This is a genomic window from Micromonospora sp. IBSANI012 (assembly GCF_052814045.1).
Genome location: NZ_CP199933.1, coordinates 2,185,958 through 2,201,264, shown reverse-complemented (window position 1 = coordinate 2,201,264; position 15,307 = coordinate 2,185,958). Strand labels below are relative to the sequence as shown.

Here is a 15,307-nt window from a genome sequence, read left to right as displayed (position 1 = left end):
CTCCGGACGCTCAGCGCCGCCGGGCCTGGTTGACCCGCACCGCCCGCAGCAGGGTGCGGGGAGCGGCGAGCGAGTTCGGGTGGCGGCGCATCTCGACGACGGCGTCGAAACGCCGGGCGGTCACCGGGTCGGTCACCGACGCCGCGGTGATCTGGTCGGCCACCCATCGGGAGATCCGGTATCCCGGCGGGCGGGGGCCGGGCACCGACGGGCGGGCCAGGTCGGCGGAGGTGGACATCCCCCAGGCCGCGTCGACCACGACCCGCTGCAACGCGAGGAACTCCCGGGCCGGGCGGCGCAGGTCAGCGCCGGAGCGGAGGTACTCCGAGAGGCAGGAGGCGTGCAGGGCCGCCGACGACATGCCCTGCCCGTAGATCGGGTTGAACGAGGAGACCGCGTCACCGACCGCGACCAGCCCGGCCGGCAGCCGGCGGAGGAGGTGGAAGTCCCGGCGCCGGCTGTCGGCCTGCCGGTAGGTGCGGACCGTCCCGAGCATCTCGTTGGCCACCACCCGGGCGAACTCGGGGGGAAAGTCCTCCCGGCACCGGCGGACGAGGTCGTCCGCGTCGCGGCCGGGCCGCTCGTCGCCGTAGCTGCCGAGCATCACGATCCACCGGTCGCCCTCGATGGCGGAGAAGGCGGCGCCGGCGATGTCGCCGCCGGCCGCGGCGGTGCAGCCGGCCAGCACCGCGACCGGCACCGGGTGCTCGTCGGTACGCCGGAACGTGGCGGTCGCGTAGTGCAGGTTGATCGCCATCCGGCGCATCGGGGGGCGTTCCCACCCGCCCTGCTCCAGCCAGTCGCCGAGGCGGCTCGACCGGCCGGTGGCGTCCACCACGAAATCGGCGGGCGTGACGACCGGGCCGGTGGCGCTCGCGTGCCGTACCCCGGTGACGGCGGTGCCGGCGAAGTCCAGGCCGGTGACGCGCCCGGGCAGCAGGGTCACGTTGGGCAGCGCCAATGTGCGGCGGCGGAGCAGTTCCTCCAGGAAGGGCCGGCTCGCCGCGATCATGTCGACGTCCGAGCCCGGGACCTTGCGCCGGCCGTCGAGGTAGCTGCGGCGGGCGGCGGCGGGAAGCAGGACGGCACCCTCGGCCACGGCTTGGCGGGAGAAGCCGGGGAACCACCGGTCGATCTGGTCCCGGCCGGCCGGCAGCAGGACGTGCATCTGGGTGCCCTGCGGCACACCGGCCCGGTGTCCGGTGCCCGCGCCCAGCTCGTCCCGGTCCACCACGAGCACGCTCTCGGCGTGCTCGGCGAGCGCCCGGGCCGCCAGCAGCCCGGCCACGCTCGCGCCGAGCACCACGGCCCGGCCCATGATCACCGATGGCGCGGGCGCCGGCCCGGTGGCGCCGAGCCGGGCGAAGACGCGCGCGGGCGACTGGTACATCACGACCTCCCGGGGGGCGGCGGTCCGGGTGCCGGCGTCGTGGCGCGCGCGTCCGGGCGTCCCCGAGTGTGCGAGGGGAGACCGGGCTGCGGACATCGACGGGGCAGGCCGAGCGGATTGGCTCTACGGTGAGCCTCGCCGGCGAATCTAACCGTCCGGCGGCCCGCCGGTCTCCGTCGCCACTGTCGCCATTCCGACGCTGTCGCCGCGTAACGCGGATGCCCCATCCGGCGCTTCCGCCGACCGGGCCTACTTCCGCCGGTTCCGGTCCGCTGCTGCTCGGTCGTACTCGGCCTGGGCCGCCAGCACGGTGCCCAGCTCGCTCTCGACCAGCTCGATCAGCCCGATCAGCCGCTCGGCCACCCGGGCGCCGAGCGGGGTGAGGCTGTACTCGACGTGCGGCGGGATGGTCGTCTGCACGTCGCGCCGGACCAGGCCGTCCCGCTCCAGCGCCTGGAGCGTCTGGGACAGCATCTTCTCGCTGACCCCGTCAACGCGGCGGCGCAGCGCGTTGAACCGGTACGCGCCCTCGTGCAGCGCGGAGAGGGCCAGGATCCCCCACTTGCCGGCGATGTTCTCCAGCGTGCGACGCGAGCCGCAGCCGCGGGCGAAGACGTCCGCGACGAGCTGGTCGTCGGCGTCCCGGGCGTCCGCTCCGCCGAGGTTGGTGAGGGGAGCAGTCATGGCTCGACGGTACCCGGCGGACACCCCCCGATCCACCGCACTTACCTTCGGGTTGGCACTTTCCAAAAGTTAGTGCATGCTTCAAGGCACCCGACATCCCGAGGAGCAACCATGATCGTCGTAACCGGAGCCACCGGCCCGCTCGGCCGCCTCGTCGTCACCGAACTGCTCGACCGGGGCGTCCCCGCCCAGCAGATCGTCGCCGCGGTCCGCACCCCGGAGAAGGCCGCCGACCTGGCCGCCCGGGGCGTGCTCGTGCGGGAGGCCGACTACGACCGCCCCGAGACCCTGGCCGCCGCCCTCGCCGGCGCCGACCGCCTGCTGCTCGTCTCGGCCAACGAGGTCGGGCGGCGGGTGGCGCAGCACCGCGCCGTCGTCGACGCCGCCGTGGCCGCCGGGGTACGCCTGATCGCGTACACCAGTGTTCTGAAGGCCGACACCGCCACCTTCCCGCTCGCCGCCGAGCACCAGGCGACCGAGGAGCTGATCCGGGCCTCCGGCCTGCCGTACGTGCTGCTGCGCAACGGCTGGTACACCGAGAACTACACCGGCAACCTGGCCGCCACGCTCCAGCACGGCGCGGTCCTCGGCAGCGCCGGTGCCGGCCGGGTCGCCGCCGCCACCCGCGCCGACTACGCCGCCGCTGCCGCCGCCGTGCTGGCCGGCGACGGCCACGAGAACGCCGTCTACGAGCTGGGCGGCGACGAGCCGTTCACCATGGCCGAACTCGCCGCCGAGATCTCCCGGCAGAGCGGCACCGAGGTGGTCTACCGCGACCTGCCGGCCGAGGAGTACGCGACGGCGCTGGTCGCCGCCGGCCTGCCGGAGCCGTACGCGGCCACGCTGGCCGAGTGCGACCGGGGCATCGCCCGGGGCGAGCTGACCACCGACAGCGGTGACCTGCGCCGCCTCGCCGGCCGCCCCACCACCACCCTCGCCGACGCGATCGCGGTGGCGCTCAAGGGCTGACGCCCTCGGCGCTGGTGGCCCGGGGGGGCCCGGGCCACCGGCGCCCGCGCCGAGGACGTCGTGATTCGGGCGTTTGCGGCGGTGGGCGGCGGGAAGGACCGACCTCCACCTGCCGAACGGAGATGACCTATGACCTCGATGGAGGACCTGGTCCACCGGTGCCCGCGCACCCTCAGGGCGCGAGTCAGCGGGCGGACGCGACGGAGCGCGTCGTGACCGGGCCGGTGGGCGACGAGCCGCTCGGTGAGCTGGAACTCGTGCACAGCTTCACCGGACCGATGCCGACCGGGGTCAGCGTCTCGCACACCGGCCGCGTCTTCGTCAACTTCCCGAAGTGGGGCGACGAAGTGCCGGCGACGGTGGTCGAACTGCGCGACGGCGCGGAGGTGCCCTTCCCGGACCAGCGGTGGAACAGCCCGTCCGGGGACGACGACGCGACGGCGTTCGTGTCGGTGCAGAGCGTCGTGGTCGACCCCGCCGACCGGCTCTGGGTGCTCGATACCGGCAGCCCGATGTTCCGACCCACCGCCCCCGGGGGGCCGAAGCTGGTCCGGGTGGACCTGGCCACCGACAGCGTCGGCCAGGTCATCACCTTCCCGACCGACGTGGCGCTGCCGACGACGTACCTCAACGACGTGCGCTTCGACCTGCGGCGCGGCGAGGCCGGCACCGCCTACATCACCGACTCGTCCAACTCCGGCCCGAACGGGATCGTCGTGGTGGACCTGGCCTCCGGATCGTCCTGGCGGCGGCTGCACGACCACCCGTCCACCAAGGCCGAGCCGCTGGCGACGTTCCGGCCGGTGGTCGAGGGTCGGCCGCTGCTGGAACGCCCCGCCGACGGCCCGCCGAAGCCGATCGCGATGGGCTCGGACGGCATCGCCATCTCGCACGACGGCGCCCGGCTGTACTACTGCCCCCTCGCCTCGCGGCACTGGTACAGCGTGTCCACCGACGCGCTCGCCGACCCGGCGGTCGACGACGGCGTGGTCGCCGCGTCGGTGGCCCACGAGGGCGACAAGGGCGGCGGCTCCGACGGGCTGGAGTCCGACGACGCCGGCCGGCTCTACCTCACCTCGTACGAGCACAACGCGGTGCTGCGCCGCGGAGCCGACGGCGAGTACGAGACGCTGGTCCACGATCCCCGACTGCTCTGGCCCGACACGATGTCGGTCGCCAGCGACGGGTACCTCTACGTGACCGCCAACCAACTGCACCGCCAGCCGACGTACCAGCGCGGCCAGGACCTGCGGCGCAAGCCGTACGCACTGTTCCGGACCCGGATCGACGCCGGACCGGTGCTGCTGCGCTGACGCCGGCGGCGCGCGGGCGGGCCCCGCGCGCCGCGCGGGGCCGCCGCTCAGCCCTGCCGCGCCTTCTGGCGCGGGTCGGCCTTGTTGAGCACGAACACCTTTCCTCGGCGGCGGACCACGATCGAGTTCGCCTTCCGCTTCAACGCCCGCAGGGAGCTTCTGACCTTCATCCCGAGCCATCCCTTCCTTGGGTGACGCGCAGCCGGGGCCGGTGACGGTCGGCTGGCACGGGGCGGCCCGGCGCCGGGACGTCGTCACCCGGGCCGTCGGCACACCGCCGCTGGTGTACCCGACCCGGCAGCGGGCATTCACCGCCCACGGTGGGGTGCGGGCGGTGACCGGGCAGCCCGGGATGACCGCGCGCCGACCTCGGTGCGGGGCTACGACCGGTGGGGGTTCCGCTCGGTGGTGGTGGAGCTCCACCCCTGCCGCCGGAGTCGGTCGAACCCGTCCAGCAGGAGGTCGAGAGCGAACTCGAACTCGAACTGGTCGTCACAGCCGGGACCGACGACGGACCGCCCGTCGTGGTCGGCCCGCGACGCGATCTCCGCGATCTGGGGATACCTGCGGGACATCTCCCGCAGCGCGGCCGCCTGCGTGCCCGGGTCGGGGCCCGGTGCGCCGTCGTCGAACAGCTCCTGACTGAACCCGAGGACGCGGCTGCCGAGCGCGTGCATCACGTGGTGCGTGAGGTCGACCGAGAGACCGCCGGCCCGGAACATCCCGATCATCGAATCCAGGTACGCCAGGGTGGCCGGCGTCGGCCGGGTCCGTGACTCGATCACCCGCGACGCCCACGGGTGACGCAGGAGCGCCTGTCGGGCGGACAGAATCCGCTGCCGGACGGCGCTCTTCCAGTCGACGTCAGGGTCCGGCGGGTCGATCTCCCCGACCACCACGTCGGCCATGCCGTCGAGCAGCTCTTCCTTGTTCGCGACGTGCTTGTAGAGCGCCATCGGGACGACGCCGAGCTCCTGCGCGAGCCGGCGCATGCTGAGCGAGTCGATCCCGGTGGCGTCGGCGAGCGCGACGGCGGCGCGCAGCACCCGCTCGGTGTTCAGCGGGCGACGCGCGGCCTCGCTCTGCTCGGTCACCGGCCCGCCCTCCCCGCTCCCGCTTGACAGGTGTACAGCGTACACCTAGGGTCCGTGCGTACTCAGGTGTACGGCGTACACCTGCCGGTCGCGGACAGGAGTCGACATGAGCCCCACGAGGAGGACCGCGGTGGCCGCGGGAGTGTTCTTCCTGATCACCGAGATCGCCGCGATCGCGGGGCTGGTGCTCTACCGCCCCGTGCTGACCGACGCCGACTACGTCCTCGGGGCGGGCGCCGACCCTCGGGTGCTGCTCGGCGGGCTCTTCGAGCTGATCCTCGTCGGCGCCGTCGTCGGCACGGCGGTCACGCTCTACCCGGTCGTCCGGCGGCAGCACCACGCCGCCGCTCTCGGCTACCTCTGCGTACGCCTCCTGGAGGCGGTCGTCATCGTCGTGGGCATCCTCAGCGTCCTGTCGGTGGTGACGCTGCGCCGGGACGTGGCCGGGACGGCCGGCACCGACGACGCCTCCCTCGTCACCGCCGCCCGAGCACTCGTCGCCCTCCACGACTGGGCCTTCCTGCTCGGTCCCAACGTCGCGCTCGGGGCCAACAGCCTGCTGCTGGCCCACCTGCTGTACCGGTCGCGGCTGGTGCCCCGGTCCATCGCCGTGCTGGGGCTGGTCGGCGGGCCGCTCATCTGCGCCTCGGCGACCGCCGTGCTGTTCAAGCTCTACGAGCAGGTCTCCACCTGGGGCTCGCTCGCCGCGCTGCCCGTGTTCGCGTGGGAGGTCAGCCTCGCCGGGTACCTCATCCTCCGGGGCTTCGCACCGGCCGCCGCGTCCGGCGGCGACGTCCCGACGGACCCGGTACGCGCCGAACTGTCGCCCGTGTGAGCGATCCGGCCGGGGATCGCCGGCCGGCAGCCGCGGGCACCGGCCCGGCCGGTCACGGCGCCGGACGCAGCCGCCCGCGGGCCACCAGCTCGACGGTCAGCACCACCGCGACCGCCTCCACGGCCAGCAGCCCGACCAGGACGACCAGCTGGGTGATCCCGGCGGCGAGCGGACCCGCCCCGCCGAGCAGCATCCCGACGAAGGCGCCGGGCAGGGTCACCAGGCCCACCGTGCGGGTCTGGTCCAGCGCCGGGATCAACGCCTGGCCGGCCGCCGGACGGCAGACCAGCAGCACCGCGTCGCGGGGCAGCAGCCCCAGCGCCAGGGCCGCCTCCACCTCACCCCAGCGGCCGGTCAGCTCGTCCAGGGCCCGCCGGCCGGCCAACGAGGTGGCGGTCATCGCGCCGCCGATCAGGATCCCGGCGACCGGGATGACCGCGATCCCGCGCGCCGGCACCAGGCCCACCAGCAGCAGACCCAGCACGACGGTGAGGCTGCCGACCACGATCGGCACGGCGGCCCACCACCCGCGCGCCCCGCCGGTGATCCGCCGGCCGGAGGTGCCCGCCGCGACCGCGCACATCACGACCACGAAGGCGGCGGTGGCCCACAGCGACGCCACGATGGCGGCGATCAGCAGCGACACCGCCGCCAACTGGATGGCCGCGCGGACGGCGGCGACCGCGATCTGGCGGCCGTGCCCGAGCCGGCCGACGGTGGCCACGGCCGCCGCCACCGCGGTCAGCACGACCAGGGTCACCGCCAGCTTCGGGCCGACCACCAGCATCGTCGACGACATCGGGTCAGTCTCCCGCGACCTCGCGCCCTCCGCGCGGCACCGCCCACGTGGGCTCGGCGACGGGTCAGCGGGCGGGCTCGGCGCCGGGGGCGCGGGTGATGTCCAGCAGGTGGTGTTCGGCTTCGTGGATGGTGTGCTGGCCGAGCCAGAGCAGCGTCCGGGCCCGGGGTTCCGGCCACGGGTAGACGCCGGTGCGGGCGAGGTCCGCTTGGCCGAGTACGGAGAACCGGGCCGCCAGGTCGGTCGCGGCGGTGGCCAACGCGGCGAGCACCACCGTCGGGTCCTGTTCGTTGTAGGCCTCGGTGACGGCGCGTTCGTCGCGTCCCATCGGGGTGAACTCCGGCTGGTCGACGGTGAGCGCCAGGACCAGCCGATCGGTCTGGACCCGGAGCACGTCCCGGACGTGGCAGGTGTACTCCAGTGGCGACCACACCCCTTCGGCCGGTCGCCGCCGTAGGTCCGCCACCCCGCCCAGCGCGGTCGCGTACCGCTCACCGACCGCGCGCAGGAGCCGCGGTAGGTCGGCGGCGGAGACGTCGCCGTAGTCGAAGCCGCACTCGTCGCATCGATCCACCCGCTGAGGCTAACGGCACCGGCGCGGGGAGGGGACCCCACGGCGGCCGGCGGCGACGGAGCACCCGCGCGTGGGCGGAACCCGGGCCGCGTCGCCGTCGGAGCGACGGCGATCCGGCAGGATGGGTGGATGTCCGTGCTGTCCGTGTTGCCTCGCCCGATCGTCGCCGCGCCGATGGCCGGCGGCCCGTCGACACCGGCCCTCGCGGCGGCCGTCTCGGCTGCGGGTGGCCTGGGCTTCCTGGCCGCCGGGATGATCAGCGCGGACCGGCTCGCCGCCGACATGGCCGAGGTCCGTACCCGCACCGACCGCCCATTCGGCGTCAACGTCTTCCTGCCGGACACGAACGGCGGTGCGGTCGACCAGGCCGCCGTCCGGGCGTACGCCGAACGGCTCGCCCCGGAGGCCCGGCGGCACGGGGTGACGCTCGGCGAACCGGTCGGGGGCGACGACGCGTACCCGGCGAAGCTGGCCGCCCTGCTCGCGGACCCGGTGCCGGTGGTGTCCTTCGTGTTCGGGCTGCCCGACCGGGCGGCGGTGGCCGCCCTGCGGGAGCGGGGCACCGAGGTCTGGGCCACGGTCACCAGCCCCGACGCCGCCTCGGCGGCGGTCGGACTCGGCGTGGGCGCCGTCGTCGTGCAGGGCACCGAGGCCGGCGGGCACCGCGGTGGCCTGCCGGACGACGACGACTACGGGGTGCTGCCCCTGCTCCGGCTGGTCGCCGCCCGCTGCGACCGGCCGCTGGTGGCCGCCGGCGGCATCGCCGACGGCGCCGGGGTGGCGGCCGTGCTGACCGCCGGTGCCGCCGCCGCCCAGCTCGGTACGGCCTTTCTGCGCTGCCCGGAGGCGGGCACCTCCCCGATGCACCGGGCGGCGGTGGCCAGCACCGCGCCGACCGCGCTGACCCGCGCGTTCACCGGGAAGCGGGCGCGTGGGGTGGCCAACGACTTTCTTCGCCGGCACGACGGGTCGGCACCCGTCGGCTACCCGCAGGTGCTGCACCTCACCCGCCCACTGCTGGCCGCCGCCAAGGGCAGCGGGGACGCCTCGGTGGCGAACCAGTGGGCCGGTCAGGCGCATGCCCTGGCGACGGAGACGCCGGCGGGTGATCTGGTGGCCGAGCTGACCGCCGGTGCCAGGGCCGCGCTGACGGCGGCCGTCGAGAGGTCCGGCGCCTGGGGCTGAGCAGCCACGGCCTTCCCGGGCGGGCCGTGAATTGGGATGCGCCGCCCCGGTGGCCGCCCTACGGTGTCCCTCCGTGACGATCGACATCGTGAGCCTGGCGGACCGCCCGGACCTCGCCGCCCTGCTCGACGAGGACTTCGACGGGGCGTGGCCGCAGTTCATGCTCTGGGATCCGATGGGTGGCATCTACTACAACGTCGCCCACGACCTCTATCCCGAGTTCGTGTTCGCCGCCGTCGACTCCACCGAGCCCGGGCGCGCCGTCGCCCGGGCGTACGCCGTGCCGCTCCGCTGGACCGAGCCGGAGCTGCCCGACGGCGGCTGGGACCGGGCGATCCAGCGGGCCACCGTCACCCGCCTCACCGGGGCCACCCCGAACATCGTGTCGGCCATCGAAATCTGCGTCCGACCCGACCGGCGCGGCGCCGGGCTGTCCGCCCGGATGCTCGGCGCCATGCGGCAGGCCGTCGCCGAACGGGGGTACGACACCCTGGTCGCCCCGGTCCGCCCGAGCGGCAAGCACACCGACCCCGAGCTGCCGATGACCGAGTACGCGGCCCGGCTCCGCGACGACGGCCTGCCGGTCGACCCGTGGCTGCGGGTGCACGTGCGCGCGGGCGGACGCATCGAGCGGGTGGCCACCCGGTCGATGATGATCAGCGGCAGTCTCGCGGACTGGCGCCGCTGGACCGGCCTGCCGTTCGACACGAGCGGGCCGGTGCACGTGCCGGGCGCTCTGGTGCCGGTGCACTGCGACGTGGCGCACGACCACGCCGTCTACGTCGAGCCCAACGTCTGGGTCCGGCACCGGCTCTAGGCTCTAGGAGCCTCCTCCCTCGAGTCGCTCCTTCAGGTGCCGGTAGCTCGCCGGCGCGCCCTTCGCCGCCAGCCGGCGGACCATCGGCACGAGCGCCACGCCGACCCCGTGTCCAACGAAGTCCAGGGCGAACGTCACGCGCGACCGTGCGCCCTCGTCGAGAGGTTCGACGGTGACGGTCACGCTCGGCCTGATCGGCCCGTCGACCCCGTGCACGGCCCACCGGCCGGGCGGGCTGTCCTCGGTCACCTCCTGCGTCATGGTGCGCTCGACCCCGCCGATCCGGCGGGTCGTGGTGAACCGGGTGCCCAACCCGACCGGGCCACCCGACTCCAGGCGCACGCCCACGACGTCGTGCTGCCACTCGGCGAACCGCGTGGGATCGGTGACGTACGCGAACACCTCGTCCGGCGGCCGGTCGATGTCGATGGTGGAGACGGCGGCGGTCATGGCTCCTCCTGCTCGTGCTGACGCGGCGGGTCGAGGGTGGCCCGCCCACCACTCATGACACACCGGGAGCGGGGGATGTGACCGTCGACGGGCCGGCGGTTCGCCGCCGCGTCCGCCACCGCGACGTCAGGCGCCCGGCACATCCAGGACGTACCCGTTGATCGCGCGTACCTGGTCCGCGAGGTCCGGCAGCTCGACCACCTCGACGCCCGCCGCCGCCAGCAGCTCGACCCCCTGACAGTCCACGAAGATCGGCGGTTCCCGCATCGCCAGCACGACCCGACGGATGCCCGCGGCCAGGATCAGCCCGGTGCAGGTGGGCGACCGGTGCTGACGCGCGCTGCACGGTTCCAGGGAGCTGTAGATGGTCGCTCCGGACAGGTCGACCCCGCGGAGCTTGCCCAGCGCGGACTCCTCGGCGTGCACATGGGAATCGGTCTCCCGCGAGTACCCCCGGGCCAGCTCGGTCCCGTCGCGGCCGACCACGATCGCGCCGACCGCGTACGCGGTGGCCTTCGGGGGGCACCGCCGGGAGAGGTCGATCGCGTCCTGGAGCCAGCGGCGGTCGAGGGCGGACGGCGGGGTCATGGGGTGCCGAACCGTTCCGGCAACGCATACCGCAGCAGCACCACGTCCCCCATCTCGCGTACCTCGGCCGGCCCGGTGGTCCGGGTGCCGGCGTGGGCCGCCGGCTACGAAGCGGGGCGCCCGGCTGTCCCCACTAGGAACGGGGCCAGCACCAGGTGCGGCTCGTCGGCCGGACCCGCCTCGAGGAACCGAGTGTGCATCGTCGCGCCGCCTTCGACCATGGGCCGGCGCACAACCCGCTCGGACGAGGGACCGCGCCGTCGGCCCCAGGTCGGCCCGGCCCGGTGACGGTGACCCTGACCGGTGACGAGGGCAGCCCGCGCGGCCCGGCGCGACGCGGACCCGCACCAGCAAACCGTGGGTCCTCCCGGCGGCGCGACCGCTCTTCTCACCCGCGCGAATGATCGGGCAGGTGGCGGGCCACCTCGGCCGGGGAGGGCATCCGAGCGATCTCCTCGGCGATCCCGCGGGCGGCGTCCCGGTGGTCGGTCCGCCCGGCGCGCGGCAGGAGCCGCCGGGCGTGCTCGGCGATGGCCGTGGCGCTCGCCTCGTCGCCGAGCAGGCGCAGCGCGGCGCCGGCCGCGCTGACCGCTTCGGCGTTGGCGAACTGGTCGGCGCCCTGCGGCAGGATCAGCTGTGGGACGCCGGCGGCAAGCGCGCCGAGGGTGGTGCCGCTGCCGCCGTGGTGCACGACGAGATCGGCGTGCGGCAGCAGCTGCGCCTGCGGCACCCAGCGCTGCACGCTGACGTTGTCCGGCACGTCCCCGAGCTGGTCCAGGGGCACCCGGCCGGCGGCGACCACCACGCGCGCGTCCAACGCGGCCAGCCCCTGGATGGCCGCGCTCAGCAGCTTCCGGGTGCCGAAGGCGGTGCCGAGCGTCAGGTAGATCAGCGGCAGTGACCCGCGGTGGCTGTCCCAGGCGGGCAGCGCCGCCGGCGTCGAGTATGCGACGGGCCGCAACTCGATCCGGTCCGCGGTGGCGAGGAAGCCCTCGTCCTGCAAGGACGGTGGGCAGATGTCGACGTGCGGCCGCTCGGAGGCTTCGGCGTTCCGGGTGGGCAGTTCGAGGCCGATGCCCTCGGGGATCATCCGCCCGAAGCCGTGCCAGATTCCCGGGATGCCGGCCCGCTGGGCGGCGACGGCCGCTCCCGGCACGCCCCATTCGTGTACGACGAGGTCGGGCTCCAGCCGGGCGAGTTCCGGTGCCAGGTCCTCGGCGTAGATCTCGTAGAACGCGTCCGCGGGACGGAAGGGGCGCAGGCCGTTCGCGGCGAGCGGTGCGTGCACCTCCTCACCGACGGCGAAGTGCACCTCGTGTCCGGCGTCCCGGACGGCCACCGCCAGTGGGATCAGCGGATAGGTGTGACCGACCGAGGCGAGGCTGGCGAACAGTACGCGCATTCCGACGAAGGTACGCCCGCGCTCCCGGGCACCTCGTGGCCCCCGGGTCGGCACCGGCGGGTCACGTCATGGACGCGACCCGCCAGTGCCTGACCTGCCGGAACGGCGCGTACGGCTACCCGTGCACCTGCACCGACCCGGCCCCCAACGGCTGGGGATCGGCGACGTCCAGGTCGTAGCCGGCCGAGGCGCGGTTGTCGTACCGCGTCTGCGTACCCGGGTGGTCGCCGGCCGACAGCGGCCAGACGACGAGCCGCAGCTTGTCCGGGTCGTCGTAGCCGTACGCCACGAAGCCGTACCCCGCCTCGCCGCCGACGGTGGCGGTGCCCTTCACCGCCACCTTCGAGTCGGGCGTCACCACGAGCCACTCCAGGGCCGTCGAGTCCAGGGTGAAGCCGGTCCCGTCCAGGCTGGCGCTCACCTTGCCGCCGCCGGGCACCGGCCCGCTCTCGCCCGGCTTGTACATCGGGTTGAGGGTGACGTGCAGCCGGCCGGCGGCCGACGGGGCCGAGGTCAACGCGCCGGCGGGCGAGTCGAGCCAGGCACCCGTGGTGGCGAACCCGCCCTCCGGGTCGTAGACGACGATCATGGTGTGGGACAGCTCGCTGTCACCGTCGTCGTCGGTGATGGTCACGGCGATCGTGTCCATTCCGGCGTGCTGGTAGGTGTGCGGACGGTCGCAGTTGTCCTCCCGCGCCGGGTACTGGTCCTCGCTGCCGTCGTCCCACACCACCACGCAGGTCTGGGTGTCGTTGCCGCCCGGATCGTCGTACGGCGCGGTGAGCTGGACCGGCTCACCGGCGCGGTGCGTCGACCACGGTTCGGGGCGCAGCAGGCTGCCGCCCTCGCCGGCGGCGCTGGGCGCGAAGTCGGGCAACTGCCGGCCGATCCGGGGCCCGACGTTGCGGATCTCCGCGACCAGTTCGTCGCTGACCGGCATGTTGACGCCGTCGTCCGCCGTCAGGGTGACGGTGAACGAGCCGTCGTCGTTGCAGACGAAGGTGGTGGAGGTGCCGTCGGGGTCGCTGAAGGTGCAGACGGTGCCGGGATCGACCGGCCCGCGCGGGGTGTAGCTCCAGTGCAGGTCCGGCGGCCCCTGCGCGTCCTCGGCGGAGCCGTTCAGCTGCACGTCGGCGCCCTCGAAGCCGACCAGGTCCTCGCCGGCCCAGACCTCCGGCGGCATGTCCCGGCCCGGACCGTCCTCGATCGGCCCGTCGGTCGTGGCGACCCAGAACTTGTCCCCGTCGATCACGCGGTTGGCCACGTAGAACGACTGCAGTCGGCGACCACCCGCGGTGTTGTGCTCCAGCGGCACGTGGCCGACCTTCGTTCTGGTCCGACCGATCTCGGCCGAGCCCTGGTACGTCGACTGGTACGGGTACTCGTCGCAGGAGTCGTTCGGAATGGCCGGGTCCTTGCGGAAGTCGCCACAGCTCGCCTGGTAGTTCGCCGCCTTGCGGTCCTTGTCCGTCAGGCGCTGCAACGGCTTCGGGTCCTCCCCCGGCTGGGACAGGTGCCGGGCGCCGTAGTGGTCCGGGGTGGTGTGCTGCGCCTCCTCCACGAACTCAGCGTGCAGGCGGTGGTCCGAGTCGGCGTGCTTGCTCAGCACCAGCTCCGGCTGGATGTCGTCGTACACGCAGCCGCCTTCGAGCGGCGTCTCCGGCAGTTCCGAGTCGCAGCGGTTCTTGAACTCGAGGGCGGTCCAGGTGCGGGTGATGCCGGTTTCCAGGTGCAGGAAGGTCAGGTCGGTGTCGGCCGAGCCGTACTTCCGCTCGTCCGCCCCGCCGGGGCGGCCCATGTCCCAGGAGCCGCGCAGCCACTGCCCTTCCGCCAGGCGGATGTAGCGGGTCTCGGCGGGCGTGCTGACGTCACAGTTGAGGCCGCACCAGCCCTGCGCGTTGAGGTAGGTGCTGAGCACGGCCAGGCCGGTCACCCGCGACACGTACATCTGGATGCTGTGGGTCCACGTGCGGCGCTTGTTCGACAGCTCCTGCCACTCCCAGTACGACAGCCAGACCTCGCCCAGGACGATGTTCTCCGGCCGCCGGTACACGGTGAACAGGAACGTGTCGGCGTGGCACTCCCGCATCCGCTGGTAGGTGGCCAGTTGGTTCAACTGGCACCAGCGCGGTACCGGCCCGTTCTCGACGTTCCAGTCGGAGGCAGCCAGCGACGTGACGCCCGCCGTCGTCCCGGCCGTCGACGGGCTGGGCGGTGCCAGGCTCGGGTCGGCCGGCGCCCGACGGATGCAGCCGACGACCTCGGGCTCCTCGGCGGGCGTGGCGAGCACGTCGGCGCAGTCGGCCGGGCCCTGCGCGGCGGGCTTGTCCCGCGTCGCCGCCGCCGGGTCCGCCGGTGCGACGATCTCGCTCGGCTGCTGCTCGCGTAGGGCGTCGAGGTCCGGCGTGCCGGCGGTGATGGTGGCCTGCCCGCCCGACGGCGACGGCTCGGCCGCTCGCCCCGGGGTGGGTGTGACCGCCATGAGGACAACGGTCGCCAGCACGACGACCGGATGGCGCAACGAACGAATCATGCGTGGCCTCCCGTAACACGGCAATCGATCGCTGTCGCTCAGTCTCGATCGACTCGCGTAATCACGGGGGGCACCGGCACGTCGCGACGCGCTGCCAGCGTGAACAGTCACTTCAAGACATATCCCGGTAGATCATTCGATGGGCTCGGGCCACGCCTTCAGCCGGCGGGGTTCCACCGGGCCGGCCGCCGGCCACAGCCGCACCCGCCACCGGTCGCCCGGCCGCGTCGAGCCGGGCCAGCCACGCGACACGAATCCCCGGCCCGCGACCTGGATCCGGTACCGGCCGGGCGGTACCGGGCAGTGCAGCCGCGCCGCCGTCGGGGAGTCGAACAGCAGCAGCCCGTCGGCGTCGACGGCGAGGCCGGCCTCGAACGCCTCCTCCCAGTCGACGAGATCGTCGGCCGGTGCCGCGGCGGTCACCTCCACCCGGATCGGCATGGCGACGTTGGCCTGGTGGGGCGAGAGCACCAACACGCTCTGGCCGTCGCCGGCGATGCCGGCCCCCTGCTGCGCCCGCCGGAACAGCGCGTCGTCGGGCGGGTCGGCGGGACTGCCCCCACGGATGACGAACTGCCCGTACCACATGTCCAGCTCAAGGTCGTGTGCGACGACGAGTTCGGCTCCGGCCACCGGCACAGTGTGCGGCATCCGGGCCCCGACCGGCGGCGACC

The 15,307-nt window shown here is 74.1% G+C and carries 17 protein-coding genes; 5 read left to right on the top strand and 12 right to left on the bottom strand.

Going from position 1 to position 15,307, the window contains the following annotated elements; genetic code table 11:
* Positions 1-10 precede the first annotated feature (10 nt).
* Both ACTWM8_RS10330 and ACTWM8_RS10325 read right to left on the bottom strand, forming a co-directional pair.
* Entirely contained in the window at positions 11-1,390 is a 1,380-nt protein-coding gene (locus tag ACTWM8_RS10330; RefSeq protein WP_446213614.1) for an NAD(P)/FAD-dependent oxidoreductase, read from the bottom strand.
* A gap of 249 nt (positions 1,391-1,639) precedes the next feature.
* A complete protein-coding gene (locus tag ACTWM8_RS10325; RefSeq protein WP_446213613.1) occupies positions 1,640-2,074 on the bottom strand; it encodes a winged helix-turn-helix transcriptional regulator in 435 nt (144 codons plus the stop codon).
* 111 nt (positions 2,075-2,185) lie between these two features.
* On the opposite strand from ACTWM8_RS10325, the gene ACTWM8_RS10320 reads away from it, so the two are divergent.
* Both ACTWM8_RS10320 and ACTWM8_RS10315 read left to right on the top strand, forming a co-directional pair.
* Positions 2,186-3,043: an SDR family oxidoreductase gene (locus ACTWM8_RS10320; protein ID WP_446213612.1), complete on the top strand. Its 858-nt coding sequence runs from the start codon at positions 2,186-2,188 to the stop codon at positions 3,041-3,043.
* A gap of 212 nt (positions 3,044-3,255) precedes the next feature.
* Positions 3,256-4,356 carry an L-dopachrome tautomerase-related protein gene (locus ACTWM8_RS10315; protein WP_446213611.1) on the top strand — a complete coding sequence of 367 codons (1,101 nt, stop codon included), beginning with the start codon at positions 3,256-3,258 and terminating at the stop codon, positions 4,354-4,356.
* Positions 4,357-4,403: 47 nt separating this feature from the next.
* Here ACTWM8_RS10315 and ACTWM8_RS10310 read toward each other — a convergent pair whose 3' ends face one another.
* Both ACTWM8_RS10310 and ACTWM8_RS10305 read right to left on the bottom strand, forming a co-directional pair.
* Positions 4,404-4,526, bottom strand: coding sequence for a 50S ribosomal protein L36 (locus ACTWM8_RS10310; RefSeq protein ID WP_091265774.1), 123 nt, complete (start codon positions 4,524-4,526; stop codon positions 4,404-4,406).
* Between the two features lie 210 nt (positions 4,527-4,736).
* Positions 4,737-5,450, bottom strand: coding sequence for a TetR/AcrR family transcriptional regulator C-terminal domain-containing protein (locus ACTWM8_RS10305; protein WP_446213610.1), 714 nt, complete (start codon positions 5,448-5,450; stop codon positions 4,737-4,739).
* Positions 5,451-5,556: 106 nt separating this feature from the next.
* On the opposite strand from ACTWM8_RS10305, the gene ACTWM8_RS10300 reads away from it, so the two are divergent.
* On the top strand, positions 5,557-6,285 hold the full coding sequence (locus ACTWM8_RS10300; RefSeq protein ID WP_446213609.1) for a DUF4386 domain-containing protein: 729 nt from the start codon (positions 5,557-5,559) through the stop codon (positions 6,283-6,285).
* 52 nt (positions 6,286-6,337) lie between these two features.
* Here ACTWM8_RS10300 and ACTWM8_RS10295 read toward each other — a convergent pair whose 3' ends face one another.
* Together ACTWM8_RS10295 and ACTWM8_RS10290 are read right to left on the bottom strand one after the other, a co-directional pair.
* Complete coding sequence (locus ACTWM8_RS10295) at positions 6,338-7,084, bottom strand: ABC transporter permease (protein WP_446213608.1); 747 nt, start codon at positions 7,082-7,084, stop codon at positions 6,338-6,340.
* Between the two features lie 64 nt (positions 7,085-7,148).
* A complete protein-coding gene (locus ACTWM8_RS10290; protein ID WP_446213607.1) occupies positions 7,149-7,658 on the bottom strand; it encodes a DinB family protein in 510 nt (169 codons plus the stop codon).
* Positions 7,659-7,787: 129 nt separating this feature from the next.
* Between ACTWM8_RS10290 and ACTWM8_RS10285 the strand changes: the two genes are divergently transcribed.
* Both ACTWM8_RS10285 and ACTWM8_RS10280 read left to right on the top strand, forming a co-directional pair.
* Positions 7,788-8,843 carry a nitronate monooxygenase gene (locus ACTWM8_RS10285; protein WP_446213606.1) on the top strand — a complete coding sequence of 352 codons (1,056 nt, stop codon included), beginning with the start codon at positions 7,788-7,790 and terminating at the stop codon, positions 8,841-8,843.
* A gap of 73 nt (positions 8,844-8,916) precedes the next feature.
* Positions 8,917-9,660 carry an N-acetyltransferase gene (locus ACTWM8_RS10280; protein ID WP_446213605.1) on the top strand — a complete coding sequence of 248 codons (744 nt, stop codon included), beginning with the start codon at positions 8,917-8,919 and terminating at the stop codon, positions 9,658-9,660.
* A 3-nt stretch (positions 9,661-9,663) separates the two neighbouring features.
* Here the strand turns inward: ACTWM8_RS10280 and ACTWM8_RS10275 are convergent, their stop codons facing one another.
* From ACTWM8_RS10275 to ACTWM8_RS10250, 6 genes are all read right to left on the bottom strand, one after another.
* The gene (locus ACTWM8_RS10275) at positions 9,664-10,110 is read right to left on the bottom strand and encodes an SRPBCC family protein (protein ID WP_446213604.1); all 447 of its coding nucleotides are present in this window, start codon (positions 10,108-10,110) and stop codon (positions 9,664-9,666) included.
* A gap of 126 nt (positions 10,111-10,236) precedes the next feature.
* Entirely contained in the window at positions 10,237-10,698 is a 462-nt protein-coding gene (locus ACTWM8_RS10270; protein ID WP_446213603.1) for a deaminase, read from the bottom strand.
* A gap of 104 nt (positions 10,699-10,802) precedes the next feature.
* Positions 10,803-10,898: a hypothetical protein gene (locus ACTWM8_RS10265; RefSeq protein ID WP_446213602.1), complete on the bottom strand. Its 96-nt coding sequence runs from the start codon at positions 10,896-10,898 to the stop codon at positions 10,803-10,805.
* A 188-nt stretch (positions 10,899-11,086) separates the two neighbouring features.
* The gene (locus ACTWM8_RS10260; protein ID WP_446213601.1) at positions 11,087-12,100 is read right to left on the bottom strand and encodes a glycosyltransferase; all 1,014 of its coding nucleotides are present in this window, start codon (positions 12,098-12,100) and stop codon (positions 11,087-11,089) included.
* Positions 12,101-12,215: 115 nt separating this feature from the next.
* Positions 12,216-14,582: a NucA/NucB deoxyribonuclease domain-containing protein gene (locus ACTWM8_RS10255; RefSeq protein ID WP_446213600.1), complete on the bottom strand. Its 2,367-nt coding sequence runs from the start codon at positions 14,580-14,582 to the stop codon at positions 12,216-12,218.
* A gap of 183 nt (positions 14,583-14,765) precedes the next feature.
* Positions 14,766-15,266, bottom strand: a complete 501-nt coding sequence (locus ACTWM8_RS10250; protein WP_446213599.1) for a hypothetical protein — start codon at positions 15,264-15,266, stop codon at positions 14,766-14,768.
* Between the last annotated feature and the right edge of the window lie 41 nt (positions 15,267-15,307).